The organism is Nitrogeniibacter mangrovi (genome assembly GCF_010983895.1).
Classification (GTDB): Bacteria; Pseudomonadota; Gammaproteobacteria; order Burkholderiales; family Rhodocyclaceae; genus Nitrogeniibacter; species Nitrogeniibacter mangrovi.
Map to the genome: position 1 here is coordinate 1255802 of NZ_CP048836.1, position 15998 is coordinate 1271799.

The 15998-nt window shown below is 63.5% G+C and carries 15 protein-coding genes and 1 tRNA gene; 9 read left to right on the forward strand and 7 right to left on the reverse strand.

The genetic code is table 11. From position 1 onward, the window contains the following. Positions 1 to 204: 204 nt before the first annotated feature. The 7 genes from G3580_RS20005 to G3580_RS05775 form a co-directional block, all read right to left on the reverse strand. Positions 205 to 630 (reverse strand): type IV pilin protein, encoded by a 426-nt coding sequence (locus tag G3580_RS20005; protein WP_323848000.1) that lies wholly within the window; start codon positions 628 to 630, stop codon positions 205 to 207. Beyond that, on the reverse strand, positions 627 to 962 hold the full coding sequence (locus G3580_RS05750) for a hypothetical protein (protein WP_173764355.1): 336 nt from the start codon (positions 960 to 962) through the stop codon (positions 627 to 629). Before G3580_RS05750 ends, G3580_RS20005 begins: the two co-directional genes overlap by 4 nt. An 11-nt stretch (positions 963 to 973) precedes the next feature. Continuing rightward, on the reverse strand, positions 974 to 4375 hold the full coding sequence (locus G3580_RS05755) for a pilus assembly protein (protein ID WP_173764356.1): 3402 nt from the start codon (positions 4373 to 4375) through the stop codon (positions 974 to 976). A 29-nt stretch (positions 4376 to 4404) separates the two neighbouring features. Then, positions 4405 to 4866: a pilus assembly PilX family protein gene (locus G3580_RS05760; protein WP_217424609.1), complete on the reverse strand. Its 462-nt coding sequence runs from the start codon at positions 4864 to 4866 to the stop codon at positions 4405 to 4407. 61 nt (positions 4867 to 4927) lie between these two features. Beyond that, the gene (locus G3580_RS05765) at positions 4928 to 6025 is read right to left on the reverse strand and encodes a PilW family protein (RefSeq protein WP_173768630.1); all 1098 of its coding nucleotides are present in this window, start codon (positions 6023 to 6025) and stop codon (positions 4928 to 4930) included. Next, a complete protein-coding gene (gene pilV / locus G3580_RS05770; RefSeq protein WP_173764358.1) occupies positions 6022 to 6513 on the reverse strand; it encodes a type IV pilus modification protein PilV in 492 nt (163 codons plus the stop codon). The genes G3580_RS05765 and pilV overlap by 4 nt, the downstream gene beginning before the upstream one ends. Before the next feature lie 40 nt (positions 6514 to 6553). Then, entirely contained in the window at positions 6554 to 7072 is a 519-nt protein-coding gene (locus G3580_RS05775; RefSeq protein ID WP_173764359.1) for a GspH/FimT family pseudopilin, read from the reverse strand. 76 nt (positions 7073 to 7148) lie between these two features. On the opposite strand from G3580_RS05775, the gene G3580_RS05780 reads away from it, so the two are divergent. The 9 genes from G3580_RS05780 (at position 7149) to ccoG (ending at position 15992) form a co-directional block, all read left to right on the forward strand. Beyond that, positions 7149 to 7224: transfer RNA gene (locus tag G3580_RS05780), tRNA-Thr, on the forward strand. A 102-nt stretch (positions 7225 to 7326) separates the two neighbouring features. Further along, positions 7327 to 8094, forward strand: a complete 768-nt coding sequence (locus tag G3580_RS05785) for a 3-hydroxyacyl-CoA dehydrogenase (RefSeq protein WP_173764360.1) — start codon at positions 7327 to 7329, stop codon at positions 8092 to 8094. A gap of 114 nt (positions 8095 to 8208) precedes the next feature. Next, positions 8209 to 10677, forward strand: coding sequence for a heavy metal translocating P-type ATPase (locus G3580_RS05790; protein ID WP_228720783.1), 2469 nt, complete (start codon positions 8209 to 8211; stop codon positions 10675 to 10677). Next, positions 10678 to 10950: a cbb3-type cytochrome oxidase assembly protein CcoS gene (gene ccoS / locus G3580_RS05795; RefSeq protein WP_173764361.1), complete on the forward strand. Its 273-nt coding sequence runs from the start codon at positions 10678 to 10680 to the stop codon at positions 10948 to 10950. 338 nt (positions 10951 to 11288) lie between these two features. Then, positions 11289 to 12713 carry a cytochrome-c oxidase, cbb3-type subunit I gene (ccoN, locus tag G3580_RS05800; protein ID WP_173764362.1) on the forward strand — a complete coding sequence of 475 codons (1425 nt, stop codon included), beginning with the start codon at positions 11289 to 11291 and terminating at the stop codon, positions 12711 to 12713. 15 nt (positions 12714 to 12728) lie between these two features. Beyond that, complete coding sequence (ccoO, locus tag G3580_RS05805) at positions 12729 to 13343, forward strand: cytochrome-c oxidase, cbb3-type subunit II (RefSeq protein ID WP_173764363.1); 615 nt, start codon at positions 12729 to 12731, stop codon at positions 13341 to 13343. 17 nt (positions 13344 to 13360) lie between these two features. After that, on the forward strand, positions 13361 to 13543 hold the full coding sequence (locus G3580_RS05810) for a cbb3-type cytochrome oxidase subunit 3 (protein WP_173764364.1): 183 nt from the start codon (positions 13361 to 13363) through the stop codon (positions 13541 to 13543). A gap of 4 nt (positions 13544 to 13547) precedes the next feature. Then, the gene (gene ccoP, locus G3580_RS05815; protein WP_173764365.1) at positions 13548 to 14474 is read left to right on the forward strand and encodes a cytochrome-c oxidase, cbb3-type subunit III; all 927 of its coding nucleotides are present in this window, start codon (positions 13548 to 13550) and stop codon (positions 14472 to 14474) included. Positions 14475 to 14549: 75 nt separating this feature from the next. Continuing rightward, positions 14550 to 15992 (forward strand): cytochrome c oxidase accessory protein CcoG, encoded by a 1443-nt coding sequence (gene ccoG / locus G3580_RS05820; protein ID WP_228720843.1) that lies wholly within the window; start codon positions 14550 to 14552, stop codon positions 15990 to 15992. The last annotated feature ends 6 nt before the right edge of the window (positions 15993 to 15998 follow it).

Here is a 15998-nt window from a genome sequence, read left to right on the forward strand (position 1 = left end):
GGCCGTCGTGGTGCTCGACTGCCTCGAGCGTGGTCGAAGGAGCTCACCCGGTACTGAAACTGGGTAGTTGCAGTACGCCACCGCGGTGGAATGATTTGAGGTGCCGCAAGTTTGCCGAGTGGAGGTACTCGGAAGCGCTCCGGCTTCAGGCGCGCGTGCAGAGGGGTAGGCGCGTCGAGGTGCTGGCGCCTTGCCATTGGAGGGCTAGTGCCAGCACTCGGCTATCGTACCGCCTGTCGCGCCTTTCGCGCCGGTCTGGGTGAGGGTCAGGTTGCCACACTTGTCCCCCGTTTGTGGCCCTTGCGGCGTTGCAGTGATGGTGAAAGTGTCCGCTGCGAGTGCTGCTGCCAGATTATAGGTTGCCGTGCCACCATCGGCCGGGCAGGTGAAGGCCGGTGCCGCCGCGCTGTTGTAAGCACCGGAAGTCGAGTACCGACGCTCGAGCGCGGCGGCCATGCTCGTCATCTGACCCTCGCATTCGTTGCGCCGCGAGCGCTGGACATACTGCGTATAGTTGGGATAGGCGATCGCGGCGATGATGCCCAGGATGGCCACCACGATCATCACTTCGATGAGCGTGAAGCCGCGGGATGCACGAGGTGCCGTCATGTGTTCACCCTTGCGTGTCATTGCGTCGTACCACTGAAGAAATGCAGCTGACGAATGGCGATCTGGCCGTTCTCGGTCTCGTAGGTTTCCATCCCTACCTGATGCCCTTCCCAGGTTTGCGAGATGGGCGTGTGTGCCATGGCCTCGTCGTCGGCGGTGATGCGGGTCGCGCTGGTGATCAGGAGTTTTCGCTTGCCGACGGTAATGGTCGAGGTTGCCGGACTGACCGCTGTGATCTTGCCCACTTCCTCGAGTGGGAGCGTCATCCCGGCCTGAGCGTGCACTGCGCTGCTGCACAGTGCGAGGGTCGCCAGGAGGCTGCCGAGGGCCGCATTACGCAAAATGGATTTCATCCGAATGCTCCTTACTGAATCTGACGCCACGAGATACGCCGGCCGCCTTCGCCTTCCTGAAGACTGGTGTCGAAGGAGGCGCTGGAGGTTGAGCCGATCTTGAGACGTTTTCCGTCCTTGGCCTGCATCTGGCCCAGGCCACCGATCATACCGCCCTTGACCTTGCGCCCGTTGATGGCCGTGCCCTTGTTGATCTGGCTGCTGGCGCCGTAGGTGCCGTCCTTGGCCAGGTCGAACGGATTGAAGGTGGTGCGGCCGCCCGTCTCGGGCGCCAGCTCGATGATCCAGCTCTCGCCGCCGCCGTTGCACGAATCGTCATCGGGGATGGCGGTCACGTAGATCACACGGTCCGACCACAGGATCGGGGTGGCCAGGACACGTTCCCCCTGATAGTTGGCGTTGTACACCAGATCGACGTAGAAACCCTTCTGCGTGTTGTTGGGCTGGTTCTGGGAAAACTCGCGCACGTCCCAGCTGTTGCCGTTGAAGCTGTTCGTGCCCTCGTAGGTGATCTCCTGCTTGAGCAGGTCGCTGCGGGAGACCTTGGAGCTGCCGCTCGCCGTGCATGTAACCGTCAGTCCGCACTCGTCGCGCACACCGTACAGGGTCTGAAGGCTCAGGTCGGTGTTGTCCCCGGTTTCGAAGTACTTGCCGGTACCGAAGTACACCATGAAGCCGCCGTCCGAATGCACCCCGACCTGGGGACGCGTGGTGATCGGTTGCCTGATGGTGACGTTGCTGCTGTTGAGGTACTTGGCCTGGAACAGGGGCTTGCCCGAGAAAGCGATCTTCCAGCCATTGCTGGTGCTGTTGGTCGTGGTGAAGTCGAACTTCCAGATGTTCCCGTACAGGTCGCCGGCATACACCAGATCGATCGAGCCGTTCCGGTTGGCGTCGATGGCGATGGGGGACGAAAGGCCGTTGGGAGTGGTGGTGCTGCCCACGCCGGTGTCCAGTTCCTTGAGCAGCGCGCCGGTGGCCAGATCGATCACGAACAGGCGCGCAGTTTGCGAAGTGCTGTTGTAGCCGTTGCCGACGATGGCCACCCACTTGCCGTTTTCGGTGCGGCCAACGGCCGCCTGGCCCATGGTGTAACCCAGTTCCGAGAAACCGGCCGTGGTGTTCGACACTTCCCAAAGAACGTTGCTGGCGGAGAAGTTCGCCGCATTCTCCACGTCGAGGGCAAAGTAGGCTTTGCCGCCGGCCCCGGTCGACCCGACCAGCACTGATTTCCACGATCCGCCGAGGATGGCATCGGTGGTGACTGGCGAGCCATCCACGTAGTAGCGGTGGGTGTAGTCGGGGTCCGCCAGGTCAGGCAGGTTACCGATGATGGCGTTCGGGATGTAGCCGAACAGCTCGTCGCCCGTGTCGGCTTTGACCACGTGCAGGATGCCGTCGTTGGCGCCAAAGAAGAGGGCCGGCTCCCGGTTGATGTAGCTCGAGGTGCCCCGACGGTTCCGGTAGGCGGCGCGTTCCGTCGACGTCAGCGAGGCGGCCTGCGCATAGCCATAGTTCTGGGTGCCGACATAGGCCGGACTGGAGTTGACCACGTCGCCGATGATCTTGTAGCGGTCGCGGAAGCTGCCCCCGTTGGCTTCTTCCTTGGTCTGGTCGCCGCGAATGAAATCGAGCAGATCGCTGCTGCCCAGTGCGGCCTGCTGGGTGGCGTTCAACGATGCCCAGCGGAAGGAGATGGCCGAGTTCGTGACCGTGTTCCAGGTCAGGAGATCGCGACCGCTGGCGGCGCCGATCTGATTGCTGGCCTTCCATTTGGGCGCGGATTTCGGTGCGTAATAGGTCACGCCGGTGGCGCTGGTCTTCTCCTCGATCTCATAGGCCAGCATGTCGCCGGTCCAGCCATCGCTGCTGAACAGGGCCTGAAAGACGAGGGTGTCCGTACCCAGATAGGTCGAGTTGGTGGACACCGCCGCGGCCGAGCTCGTCCGGGTGTTGATGGTGGCGAGCGTGGTCGCCAGGGCGTTGGCGAAGGATTGCGGATCCTTGGCGCTGAAGAAGTCACCGCGGCTGTTGACGGCTGCGTGCAGCAGATCGTCGATCTTCGCCGGGTTGCTGCTGGACGGATCGCCCCAATTGATGGTGCTTTGCGTGCTGATTGCCGAAAAGGCCGAACTCGGGGTGACATTGCCTTCCACGCCCAGACCCACGCCGAAGGTCACCATGTGCTGCCAGAAGGCCGGATCGTCGGCGTTGGCGGGCACGTCGTTGGTCAGGTCGGTGCGCAGGTCGCGTTTCCAGTAGTACGCCGCGATATCTGCGAGCGTATCGCTGTAGTTGTCGGCAAAGGGTGCGACGGCGCGGAACTGGACCGTATTGCCGTTCGCATCGGTGTAGGCGGTACCGTCGGTGCCGTCATTGTTCTGGCGTGCCGCGGAGGTGCTGGCCGCACTCGAGTTCCAGTAGCCGTCCGTCATCAGGATGGTGTAGTTCTGACGGCAGGACAGGTCGTTGCCACCGCTGACGCCCGGCGTGGTGCTGGCGGGGCCTTGGGAGTCGTTGCGCTCGTAATACCGGCCGGCATCGTCCAGCGCCTTGCGCAGGGGGGTGTTGCCGACCCAGTTGACCGCATACAGCCAGTCGAAGAAGCTCTTGCGGTAGTTGGTCGTGTTGCCGTAGGAGTCCACGTCGCTGAAGTCGCGCACACCGCGCTCCAGGGTCGAAAAATTCAATCCGTCGATCGAGGTGCTGCCTTTGTTGATCCGGCCATAACCGACGCGCAGGCCGGTGCCCTGAATGCCGAAGGCGCGTGAAATCCCGGCCTTGGCGGACATCAGGCGGGTGCGATAGTAGGAGTACCAGTTGGCGAAGTTGGTGCGCTCGTCCGTATTGCCGGGGCCGGAGGTCGAACTCACGACGACCTTGTCGTAGCAGTCGTCATCGGTGAGGGACCCGAAGCAGCCGCTGTTGGTTCTGTCGAACACATAATAGAAAGCGGGTTGCGCGGTGTTGTTGGAGTACTCCGTGCTGTAGCCCGGGTAGTACCAGGTCGGGCGGAACGAGGTGCTCAGGTTGACCGTATTGTACTGGCGGGTGCTGCTGTAACCGTCCCACCACGCGGCAGTGAAGCTCGCGTTGCTGGCCTTGTTGCCGTTCTCGTCCAGCGGTGGCGTGTAGGTGACGTTCGGATTGTAGTAGAGCGAGTTGTAGGTGGACGACTGGGCGCCTTTGCGATTGTAGTAACCGTAGATGTCATCCGGCATGAATGACCAGGCCATCGACCCGGAGTCGTCGAGAATGAACATGACGTTGGGCTCGACCGTGCCGCCCAGGTACAGCGGCACCTGCGCAATCGAAAGGGGGGCTGCCTGCACCTGGAAGGCGCTGGCGAGTGCCAGGGCGCCGAGCAGCAGCGCGAGGCGCGGTGAGTGGAGGGGGCGAGAGATCGTGGTCATGATGACACCTGTTGTCGTGTGTCGCTGAATCAGTACAGCGCGGTCGAGCGGAGGATGACGATCGCGTTACCGCTGGCGCCGCCTGAGCGGGCGGTGATGTCGTAGGCGTCGATTCGCTCGCAGGCCACCTGGAGGGAGGCTTGTACGCACGGACCCGTGCGGCGTTCGATCCAGTATTCCGGCTCGGCCTTCAACTGCGGGAAGGCATTGGTTGGCCAAGTGGAGGCCCGGATATTGGCAGTTGTCCAGTTGGCGGCGCTGGATGCGTCCGGCGCCGGGGAGGTGTCGACATCGAAAAAGCCGGCGCCACTGTTCGGCGGGCCATTGAAGACTTCGGCCTCGCCGGCGCGCAGGGCCAGCTCGGCCGCCTGGAAGGCCTTGCCACGGTCGAGCATGTTGCCTGCCATGCGCTCTTCGAGCGAGGTGGTCTGCATGGCGGTGATGCCCAGCATGGTCATCACCAGCAGGAAGATCACGCCGACGATGAGCACTGCGCCGGTCTGGCGGCGGGGTGGCGGGCACGGAGTGTTGCGGGGGGCCATGATCGATACCTCAGAACGTGCGGCGCAGGGCGACGGTGGTGGTCGCCACCGTGTACAGGCGCTTGTCGGCGTAGGTCTTGCCGTTGAAGACGATGCCCTGGGAGTCCGAGATCACGCTGTCATCCACGCTGGACAGGAGCAGGTCTACCTTGACCGCAATCACGTCGTTCCATTTCAGGGTGCCGGCGGCGATGTCGGCAAGCAAGGCGGCGGAGTTTTCGTACTTTGAAACCTCGCTGCCGCCGGTGCTGGCGGGTACGCCGTAGCTCACCACCATGTCCACGACCCCCTCGACCATCTCGCTGACCTGGTTGCTTGCCAGGCCCGGGGCCGCGACATACAGCGAATTGAACGCCTGCCCCTGGCGATTGGTCGTGCGTCCGGTCGATGGGCCGATGAAGAAGGTCGTGTTTGCCAGACGCATGATTCGTGTTTCATCCGCAAAGGAGACCTTGCTGAAACCATCCCTCGAGTTGTTGCCGCCGGAAGTATCGAACTGCAACGTCACGTTGTTGCCTGAGCCGGGGGTGTTGCTGATGCGCGCGATGCCGGCGGCCTCGCAACTCGCGATGAGGACGTTCTCGCCGTTCTTGAAGCCGAGCGCATTGTTCTGGATCACGAGGGAAGTGGCGCCCGCGTCGAACTCCGCATTGGCGGGCATGCTTGCGGAGGCGCCGCTGCCGTAGACGACGGTGATGACGTCCGAACCGTTCACGGCGGTATAGCCCGCATCGGACACAATGCCCGAATAGGCGCTACCGAACTGTTGCGCTTCGATGGCGTTGATGTTTTTCATGTCGCCGGCGGGCGCCGAAATCCATTCGTCGGTGAAGTTGCCGGTGCCGATGTCCTGAAGCTTGGCGCAGCCGATGTGACCGGCCATGCGCAAGGTGCGCTCGATGGTGGAGACCGCGTAGCGGCTGTTCTCCTGCAGGCGGGCCAGTTCCTCGTTGTAGCGGTAGGTCTGCCTGTTGCTGACGAACAGGGCGATCATGCCGCCGACCAGGATCAGGCCGATGAGCATGCCGATCATCAGCTCGATGAGTGACAGGCCGTACTGGCGTGCCCGGGTGTGGCGGACGTTGAAGGCGCGGGCTGGCATGTTCATTTGACGACCTGGGAGACGAGTTGGAATGTCTGCGCGGTGCGACTGCCCTGGTCGTCGGCTTCGTTCCACTGGACGGTGATCATGACGTAGTCGCCGGCGCCGGTGCAGGCGACGGTCGGGTCAGGCGTGTTGGTGCGGCAGATGCTGCCCTGGCCGCTCGGCAGACCGACCGAGGTGGCGGCGAGATTGGTCTTCCATGCGGTCACTTCGCTGGCCGCGGCGGAGGTGCCCGAGATGGTGCCGGTGAGGGTGACGTCGAACTCGCCGTTCTTGGCAGCGTCGCCACTGGCACGCATGGTGTCGAGCATCTGGTAGGCGAAGGTGGCCGCCTGGGAGCGCAATTGGGAGACCTGGTTGTAGCGCAGGGCGTTGATCTGAAGGCTGGCCAGGCCCAGCAGGCCGAGGGACAGCACGACCATGGCCACCAGGGCCTCGATCAGCGAGAATCCGCCTTGGTGACGACGGGGATGACGATGGGTCATGGGCATGACGTCACCTCGATACGGGCGTGGCCCGACAGATTGACCGTCAGCGTGCGCTGACGGGTGTCACCGCTGGCGCAATTGGGGGGGTGAGCGTGATGACGCGGCCGGCGTCGGCGGCGCCGAAACTGTCGAAGGAGATAGCCTGATCGTTGTCGCCAGCGAAGACGACCTGGGTGTACGCCTCATGGTCGCGGAAGGTGTTGATGCCGCCCGCGGTGCACGCGGCGGCAGCGCTGCCATCGTGCACACACCAACCATTGGTGTAGTCGTTGGTCTTGGGGGTGATGGTGACGCTCACGCCGCGCTTGATGGCTTCGGAACGGGCCGAGGCGATGCCGGTGAGCAGATCGTTGGCCTGGGTCGTGATGCGATTGTCTTCAATCATGCGCGTGAAACTGGGCGCGGCGATTGCGGCGAGAATCGCCGCCACCGCCAGTGTCACCATCAATTCGATGAGGGTAAATCCGCGATTCATCTGTGATGATCCAAGTTCGTTAGCCTGACTGTAGAAAAGAATGCAGGGAAAGGGCGAGGGGCGGGCGCCCAGTTGCGGTTTAAGCACGATGAACGGCGGGTGGCGGTCGATTCGGCCGCAGGGTTTGCAGTTTTTCCGGGCTCTGGATAGAATTCGCAGCCTTGCTGCTGTAGCTCAGTCGGTAGAGCAACTGATTCGTAATCAGTAGGTCACCAGTTCGATTCCGGTCAGCAGCACCAGATGTGCGAAGCGGGGTGGCGCGTGCCATCCCGCTTTCTTTTTGGCGCTTTGAGTTACGTTGACGTAAACTGAACTTTCAATTCGTTGGACGCGAGGCAGTCATGAAGATTTCGGGATCCGTGTTCGTGGTGACCGGTGGGGCATCGGGGCTGGGGCTGGCGACGGTGCGCTTGCTGGTCGATGCCGGGGCGTGCGCGGTGCTGGTGGATGTGAACGAGGCCGACGGGCTGGCCGCGGCACAGGGGCTGGGTGAGCGGGTGCGTTTCGCGCGCGCGGACGTGACCCGCGAGGACGAGGCGGCTGCGGTGTTCGATCTGGCAGTGCGCGAGTTCGGAGCGGTGCACGGGCTCGTCAATTGCGCCGGGGTGGCGCCGGCCGAGAAGGTGCTGGGGCGTGAGGGGCCGCATCGGCTCGAGGCATTCGCACGTACGATCAACATCAATCTGGTGGGTACGTTCAACATGGTGCGGCTGGCGGCGGAGGCGATGAGTCGCAACGCGCCGAACGAGGCCGGCGAGCGTGGCGTGATCGTGAGCACCGCGTCGGTGGCGGCGTTCGACGGCCAGATCGGGCAGGCGGCCTATGCCGCGTCCAAGGGCGGTGTGGTGGCGATGACGCTGCCGCTGGCGCGCGAGCTGGCGCGCCATGGCATCCGGGTGATGACGGTGGCACCGGGCATCATGGAAACGCCGATGCTCGCCGGCATGCCGGCCGAGGTGCAGGACGCGCTGGGCCGGATGGTGCCGTTCCCGCCACGGCTCGGAAAGCCGGCGGAGTTCGCCGCGCTGGTCGGCCACGTCGTCGAGAACGGGTATCTCAACGGCGAGGTGATCCGGCTCGATGGCGCGATCCGGATGGCGCCGAAGTAACGCGCGTTGGCCCGGCGCCCGGCGTTGACCTGGTACAGGCTGCCGGTCGCGCATTTGTGATACAAGGCATCGGTCGGCGTCGCAACGGCGCCTGTTTCCGTCCGAGGGTGTTCCGTGTCCGATCCGTCCGCATCATTCCGCCCCCGTGAGGCCGAGTGCTACCACTGTGGCCTGCCGGTGCCGACGGATGCGAACTTTCCGGTGCGGGTCGGTGGTGAAATGCGGCAGATGTGCTGTGCCGGCTGCCAGGCGGTGGCCCAGGCCATCGTCGACAACGGCCTGGACGATTACTACCGGCACCGGGATGCGATGCCGGAGTCGCAGAAGGAGGCCCTGCCCGAGGCGTTGGGCGAGCTGGGCCTGTTCGATCACCCCGACTTCCAGAAGAGCTTCGTGCGCCCGGTGGACGAGCACGAGCGGGAGGCCGCCCTGATCCTCGAGGGGATCACCTGCGCCGCGTGTGTGTGGCTCAACGAGCAGCATGTGGCGCATCTGCCCGGGGTGACGGCGATCGACATCAACTATGCGACCCGGCGCGCCCGGGTGCGCTGGGACGAGCGCCGGATCCACCTCTCCGACATCCTCGGGGCGATCCAGTCCATTGGTTATCGCGCCTATCCGTACGACGAGGCCCGCTCGGAGCAGATCGCCCGGCGTGAGCGTCGCTCGGCCCTGTGGCGCCTGTTCGTGGCCGGCTTCGGCGCCATGCAGGTCATGATGTACGCCATCCCCGCCTACATCGCCCGCGACGGGGACATGACGGTGGACATCGAGCAGTTGCTGCGCTGGGCGAGTTTCGCGCTCACCCTGCCGGTCATCTTCTATTCGGCGGCGCCGTTCTTCCAGCGGGCGTGGCGCGACGTGCGTCTGCGCCGGCTGGGGATGGACGTGCCGGTGGCGCTGGGCGTCGGCAGCGCGTTTCTGGCCAGTTGCTGGGCCACCGTCACCGCCACCGGCGACGTGTATTTCGACTCGGTGGCGATGTTCGTGTTCTTCCTCCTGTGTGGCCGCTATCTGGAGATGGTCGCGCGGCAGCGGGCCGTGCGCGGGGTCGAATCGCTCGGCAAGGTGCTGCCGGTGTTCGCCGACAAGCTGTTGCCGGAGGGGGGCGAGGAGCGTGTGCCGGTCTCCACACTGGCGCCGGGTGACCGGGTGCGGGTCAAGCCGGGCGAGGCGATTCCGGCCGACGGGGTGGTGCTCGAGGGGCGCAGCGCCGCCGACGAGGCGCTGCTCACGGGCGAGAGCCGGCCGGTGCCGAAGGCCGCGGGCGATACGGTCACGGGCGGGAGCCTGAACGTCTCCAGCCCGCTGGTCATCGATGTGCGCCAGGTCGGCGATGCCACCCGCCTGGCGGCCATCATGCGGCTGATGGAGCGGGCCGCCACCGAGAAGCCGCGTCTGGTGAAGCTCGCGGACCGGATCGCCGGGCGGTTTATCGCCTTCCTGCTGCTGGTGGCTGTGGCGGCCGCGGTGGGCTGGTACATCGTCGATCCATCGCGCGCGCTGTGGGTGTTCGTGTCGGTGCTGGTGGTGAGCTGTCCGTGCGCCCTGTCGCTGGCCACGCCCGCGGCGCTCACGGTGGCGTCGGACGCGATGGCGCGGATCGGCGTGCTGGTGACTCGCGGCCACGCCATCGAGACCTTGGCCAAGGCGGATACCTTCATGTTCGACAAGACCGGCACGCTCACGGTCGGAGCGCTGCAACTGGTCGGCGTCGATACCGTCGAGGCGTGCGCTCCGGCGCAAGCCCTGCAGATTGCCGCGGCGCTGGAGCAGGGCTCGGAGCATGCGATCGCGACCGGCATCCGGCAGGCTGCGCTGGCGCCGCTCCCCGTTGCCAGCGAGGTGCTGGCGACCACCGGACAGGGGGTCGAGGGGCGGATCGACGATGTGCGCTACCGGATCGGGCGTGCGGACTTCGTCGCCTCTCTGGTGGGTGCACCCGTGCCGGAATCGCTCGCGGGAAATGGTGATGGTGTGCAGACTCGGGTCTTTCTCGGTGGGGAGGGCGGCTGGATGGCGGCCTTCTGCTTCGACGATCGCGTGCGCGAGGATGCTGCCGATCTCGTAGCGTCGCTGCGGGCGGATGGGTGTGCGCTGGGGGTGCTCAGCGGCGATGCGCCGGATACGGTGGCGGCGCTCGCCGCGCAGCTGGGCATCGACGATGCGCGCGGCGGGCTGTCGCCCCAGGGCAAGCACGACGCGATCGCGGCGCTCCAGCGCGAGGGACGGGTGGTAGCCATGGTCGGCGATGGCGTCAACGATGCGCCGGTGCTGGCTCAGGCGCACGTCTCCGTGGCCATGGGCGAGGGCACCGAACTGGCGCGCACCCAGGCCGACGTCGTCCTGCTGGGCGGGAAACTCGTCGCGCTCGGCGACGGGATCGCGATGGCTAAGCGCACCTTCGCGATCGTCCGCCAGAACCTGATCTGGGCCTTTGGCTACAATGTGATTGCGATTCCGCTGGCGGTGGCCGGCTGGGTGACGCCCTGGATGGCCGGCATCGGCATGTCGGCCAGTTCCCTGCTCGTCGTGCTCAATGCCTTGCGCCTGCAGCGGTCGAAGAAATCAACGGACCTCTGAATGGAAAGCCTCTATCTGCTCATTCCCCTGTCGGTTCTGCTGGTCTTCATTATCGGCTTCCTGTTCTGGTGGTCGGTGCGCAGCGGCCAGTTCGACGATATGGAAGGTCCGGCCTATCGCATGCTGATGGACGATGACGATCCGAAGACGGGCAAGGCACGCCACGCAGCCCCCGAGGGGAGGGCGGCCCGGCGGACGCCGAATCGCCGGACGACAGGTAGTTCAGTCGCGCGGCTGCGGTCAGATCGTCGAAATTCCCGTTTCGGGCGCTGACGATTGATCCAAATCAATGCACGGTCCCACCAAATAGTCACAATGCACCCATGGTTAATCGAGTCGTGCCGGCGGTCCTCTTCGGTGCGATTCATGACGCAGGGATTTTTGTCTCTCTGTTGGGGTTGGGGGTGCGTGCGAACGCACCCTTTTTTTTGCCCATTCGCTTCAAACCAAAGCCCCATAAGCCTTTGCCGTCCATCGTGCGGTGCAATACAATGCGGTATTGATCTGTATCAAAAGACTTCCCGGGCCGACGCGTATCCTTCGGTTCGACCGTCCCGGCATGCGTCGGGGCGCGGGAGGTTAAAAGGTTTTAAATCAAAGAGGTGACTCACATGCAATCGCAAGCGACTTACAACTACAAAGTCGTGCGCCAGTTCGCCGTAATGACGGTGGTTTGGGGGATTGTGGGCATGCTGGTCGGCGTGATCGTTGCCGCGCAGCTTGTCTGGCCCGAACTCAACTTCGCCGAGTGGTTCCACTTCGGTCGACTGCGCCCGCTCCATACCAACGCTGTGATCTTCGCGTTCGGCGGCTGTGCCCTGTTCGCGACGTCCTATTACGTCGTGCAGCGCACGAATCACACCACGCTGTTCGCGCCCAAGCTCGCCTCATTTACCTTCTGGGGATGGCAGCTGGTCATCCTGCTGGCCGCCATCACGCTGCCGCTCGGGTACACGACTGCCAAGGAATACGCTGAACTGGAGTGGCCGATCGACATCCTGATCACCATCGTGTGGGTGTCCTACGCCATCGTGTTCTTCGGCACGATCGCCAAGCGAAAGACCTCCCATATCTATGTGGCCAACTGGTTCTACGGTGCCTTCATCATCGCCGTCGCGTTGCTGCACCTGGTCAACAGCGCCGAAGTGCCGGTCAGCCTGACCAAGTCCTATTCCGCCTACGCGGGTGTGCAGGACGCCATGATCCAGTGGTGGTACGGCCACAACGCGGTGGGCTTCTTCCTGACTGCCGGCTTCCTCGGCATGATGTACTACTTCGTGCCCAAGCAGGCTGATCGTCCGGTGTATTCCTATCGTCTGTCGGTGGTGCACTTCTGGGCCCTGATCTTCACCTACATGTGGGCCGGCCCGCACCATCTGCACTACACCGCGCTGCCTGACTGGACCCAGTCCGTCGGCATGATCTTCTCGCTGATCCTGCTGGCACCGTCCTGGGGTGGCATGATCAACGGCATCATGACCCTGTCGGGTGCCTGGCACAAACTGCGTACCGATCCGATCCTGAAGTTCCTGATCACCTCGCTGTCCTTTTACGGCATGTCGACCTTCGAAGGCCCGATGATGTCCGTCAAGACGGTCAATGCGCTGTCGCACTACACCGACTGGACCGTCGGTCACGTGCACTCCGGTGCCCTGGGCTGGGTGGCCATGGTGTCGATCGGTTCGATCTACTACCTGATCCCGCGCATGTACGGCAAGACCGAGATGTACTCCACCAAGCTGATCACGACCCATTTCTGGATCGCGACCATCGGCGTGGTGCTCTACATCGCCTCCATGTGGATTGCCGGTGTGATGCAGGGCCTGATGTGGCGCGCCACCAATGCGGACGGCACGCTCACCTACTCCTTCGTGGAATCCGTGAAGGCCAGCTATCCGTTCTGGACCATTCGTCTGGTCGGCGGTGTGCTCTTCCTCGGCGGCATGCTTCTCATGTTCTACAACGTGGTGAAGACCATTGCCGGCCAGAAGGCCTATAGCGCACCTGTGGTGACCCCGCAGGCAGCACACGCCTAATTCCAGGAGACGAAAATGGCTCAATCGAAACACGAGTTTATCGAGCGCAGCGTCGGCTGGATGATTGTCCTCACGCTGTTGGTGGTGAGTGTCGGCGGTCTGGTCGAAATCGTGCCGCTGTTCTTCCAGAAGTCGACCACCACGCCGACCAACGAGCTGGTCAAGCCGTATGACCCGCTGCGTCTGGCCGGTCGCGACATCTACCTCCGCGAGGGCTGCTACAACTGCCACTCGCAGATGATCCGTCCGTTCCGCGCGGAAACCGAGCGCTACGGTCACTATTCGGTCGCAGGCGAGTTCGTCTATGACCATCCCTTCCAATGGGGTTCCAAGCGCACCGGGCCGGATCTGGCCCGCGTCGGCGGCCGCTACTCCGACGAATGGCACCGGGTTCACCTGAACAACCCGCGTGACGTGGTGCCCGAGTCGAACATGCCTGCGTTCTTCTGGCTGAATCGCCCGCTCAAGACCGACATCGCCTCGCACATGAAGGCGCTGCGCAAGGTCGGCGTGCCTTACACCGACGAGGAGATCGCCGGGGCAAACAAGGCCATCGAGGGCAAGACCGAGATGGACGCTGTCGTCGCCTACCTGCAAGGGCTTGGCGTCGCGCTCAAAAACGTCCAGTGATCGGGTGAGGTTGCGTCGTGGAAATCAATGATGCGCGTTCCATCCTGACGGTGTTGGGCTTTGTGTGCTTCCTGGGCATCTGCGTCTGGGCGTACAGCAAGGGCGCCAAGAAGGGGTTCGACGAGGCGGCGCAACTGCCCTTTACCGATGAAGATCCGCCCGCCGACCATCAGGACGACGGGCAACGGAAGGAAGGATAAGAAAATGGCTGACTTTGTTAGCGGCTTCTGGAACGGATACGTCATGGTCCTGGTGGGCCTGAGTCTCCTGTTCTGTGTGTTCATCCTCGTGTCCAACATGGGCAAGGGGGCCAAGAAGGGGGAGCAGGTCGAACTGCACGGTCACGTGTGGGACGAGACGCTCGCCGAGTACAACAACCCGCTGCCGCAGTGGTGGATGTACCTGTTCTGGATCACGGTCATCTTCGCGATCGTGTACCTGACCCTGTATCCGGGGTTCGGTAACTTCCCGGGGCTGTACAAGTGGAGCTCCAAGGACGGTGACGGCAGCCAGTACGCTGCGGAAATGGCCAAGGCCGACGCCAAGTATTCGCCCATCTTCAAGAAGTACGCGGATATGGACCTCAAGGCCGTGGCCGCCGATCCGGAAGCGCGCGCCATGGGGCAGCGTCTGTTCCTCACCTACTGCGCTCAGTGCCATGGTTCCGATGCGCGCGGTGCCAAGGGTTTCCCGAACCTGACCGACAATGACTGGCTGTACGGGGGTGCCCCTGACACCATCAAGACGACCATCATGGGTGGTCGCCAGGGTGTGATGCCGCCGTTCGGTCCGGCGCTCGGTGCCGAAGGTGTGGAGGACGTGGCCAACTACGTTCGCTCGCTCTCCGATCTGGCGCACGATTCCCTGCGTGCCCAGCGTGGCCAGGAGCTGTTCCAACAGAACTGCGCCGCCTGCCACGGTCCGGACGCGAAGGGCAACCAGATGATCGGTGCGCCGAATCTCACCGACGGCACATGGCTGTACGGTTCGTCCAAGGCGACCATCATCGAGACGGTCACCCATGGCCGCAGCAACAAGATGCCCGCCTGGGAAGCCTTCCTCGGCAATGACAAGGTGCATCTGCTCGCTGCCTACGTGTATGGTCTGTCGCACAACGCCGCCGCGAAGTAATCAGGCAGTGTTCGACACGGTATCCCCGGGCCCGGCCCGGGGATATTTTGAGTTTGAAAATCAGTAGCTACTAATATATTAAATTATGAGCGACCCAGCCCCCAAACGAACAGTGCATCCAGCGCCGCTCAAGCGCCTGAATCCACCCTCTATGCAGCGCGCAAGAAGATCTACGTGCGCTCGACGACGGGGCTGTTTGCCAGTTGGCGATGGGTGCTCGTGTGGGTCACGCAGCTGCTGTTCTACGGACTGCCGTGGCTGCAATGGAACGGCCGCCAGGCGGTTCTGTTCCATCTCGTCGAACGCAAGTTCTACATCTTCGGCTGGGTGTTCTGGCCGCAGGATGTCTTTTTCCTCGCGATCCTGCTGATCATTTCCGCCTACGCGCTGTTCTTCTTCACGGCGATCGCCGGGCGTTTGTGGTGCGGCTACGCCTGTCCTCAGACGGTCTACACCGAGATCTTCATGTGGATCGAGCAGAAGATCGAAGGGGACCGCAACAAGCGCATGAAGCTGGACAAGGCGCCGATGAGCGGTCGCAAGTTCGCCCTCAAGGCTGCCAAGTTCAGTGCCTGGGCCGCGGTGGCGCTGTGGACCGGTTTTACCTTCGTCGGCTACTTCACGCCGATCAGCGAGCTCGTCGCGTCGGTGCCGACCTTCGGGTTCGGGGCCTGGGAGGTTTTCTGGATCCTCTTCTACGGCAGTTTCACCTTCCTGTTCGCCGGCGTGATGCGCGAGCAGGTCTGCAAGTACATGTGTCCGTATGCCCGTTTCCAGGGCGTGATGTTCGATCCGGACACGCTCGTCATCACCTATGACGAGGATCGCGGCGAGCCGCGTGGTTCGCGCAAGAAGGGGGTCGACCCGCAATCGGTGGGCAAGGGCGCCTGCATCGACTGCGGCATCTGCGTGCAGGTCTGCCCGACCGGCATCGATATCCGCCAGGGGCTCCAGTACGAATGTATCGGGTGTGCCGCCTGTATCGACGCCTGCGACCAGGTCATGGACAAGATGGAGTATCCGCGCGGGCTGATTCGCTACTCGACCGAGAACGCGATGAAGAAGCACTGGGGCGGCAAGGAGATCTTCGGCCACGTCATGCGGCCGCGCACGCTCATCTATGGCGGCATTCTGGCGCTGATCTGCGTCGCCTTCGTCTGGGGGCTGGCCACCCGCGAACCGCTGCGGGTGGATATCATCCGCGATCGCGCCACCCTGGCGCGCGAAGTAGCCGGCGGCATGATCGAGAACGTGTATCGCCTCCAGGTCATGAACATGACCGAGAAGCCGCGCACCTTCGACGTCAGCGTGACAGGCTTGCAGGGGATCCGGCTCGGGGACTTCAACGGCACCATTTCGGTGGAACCGGCGACGACGCAGGCGGTCACCCTTCAGGTGCAGGTGCCGGTCGATGTCGGCCAGCCCGGCTCGTCCAACCCGATTTACTTCGACGTCAAGGCGAGCGATGATGCCAACATCGCCGTGAAAGAAAAATCCACCTTCCTGTTGCCCCGATGAGTACCA

Coding starts and splice junctions, on each gene's coding strand:
- G3580_RS05755 (WP_173764356.1), bottom strand. CDS start 4,375: ATGACCACGATCTCTCGCCCCCTCCACTCACCGCGCCTCGCGCTGCTG.
- G3580_RS20005 (WP_323848000.1), bottom strand. CDS start 630: ATGACACGCAAGGGTGAACACATGACGGCACCTCGTGCATCCCGCGGC.
- ccoP (WP_173764365.1), top strand. CDS start 13,548: ATGGCTGACTTTGTTAGCGGCTTCTGGAACGGATACGTCATGGTCCTG.
- G3580_RS05765 (WP_173768630.1), bottom strand. CDS start 6,025: ATGAACATGCCAGCCCGCGCCTTCAACGTCCGCCACACCCGGGCACGC.
- G3580_RS05785 (WP_173764360.1), top strand. CDS start 7,327: ATGAAGATTTCGGGATCCGTGTTCGTGGTGACCGGTGGGGCATCGGGG.
- ccoS (WP_173764361.1), top strand. CDS start 10,678: ATGGAAAGCCTCTATCTGCTCATTCCCCTGTCGGTTCTGCTGGTCTTC.
- ccoO (WP_173764363.1), top strand. CDS start 12,729: ATGGCTCAATCGAAACACGAGTTTATCGAGCGCAGCGTCGGCTGGATG.
- G3580_RS05750 (WP_173764355.1), bottom strand. CDS start 962: ATGAAATCCATTTTGCGTAATGCGGCCCTCGGCAGCCTCCTGGCGACC.
- ccoN (WP_173764362.1), top strand. CDS start 11,289: ATGCAATCGCAAGCGACTTACAACTACAAAGTCGTGCGCCAGTTCGCC.
- pilV (WP_173764358.1), bottom strand. CDS start 6,513: ATGCCCATGACCCATCGTCATCCCCGTCGTCACCAAGGCGGATTCTCG.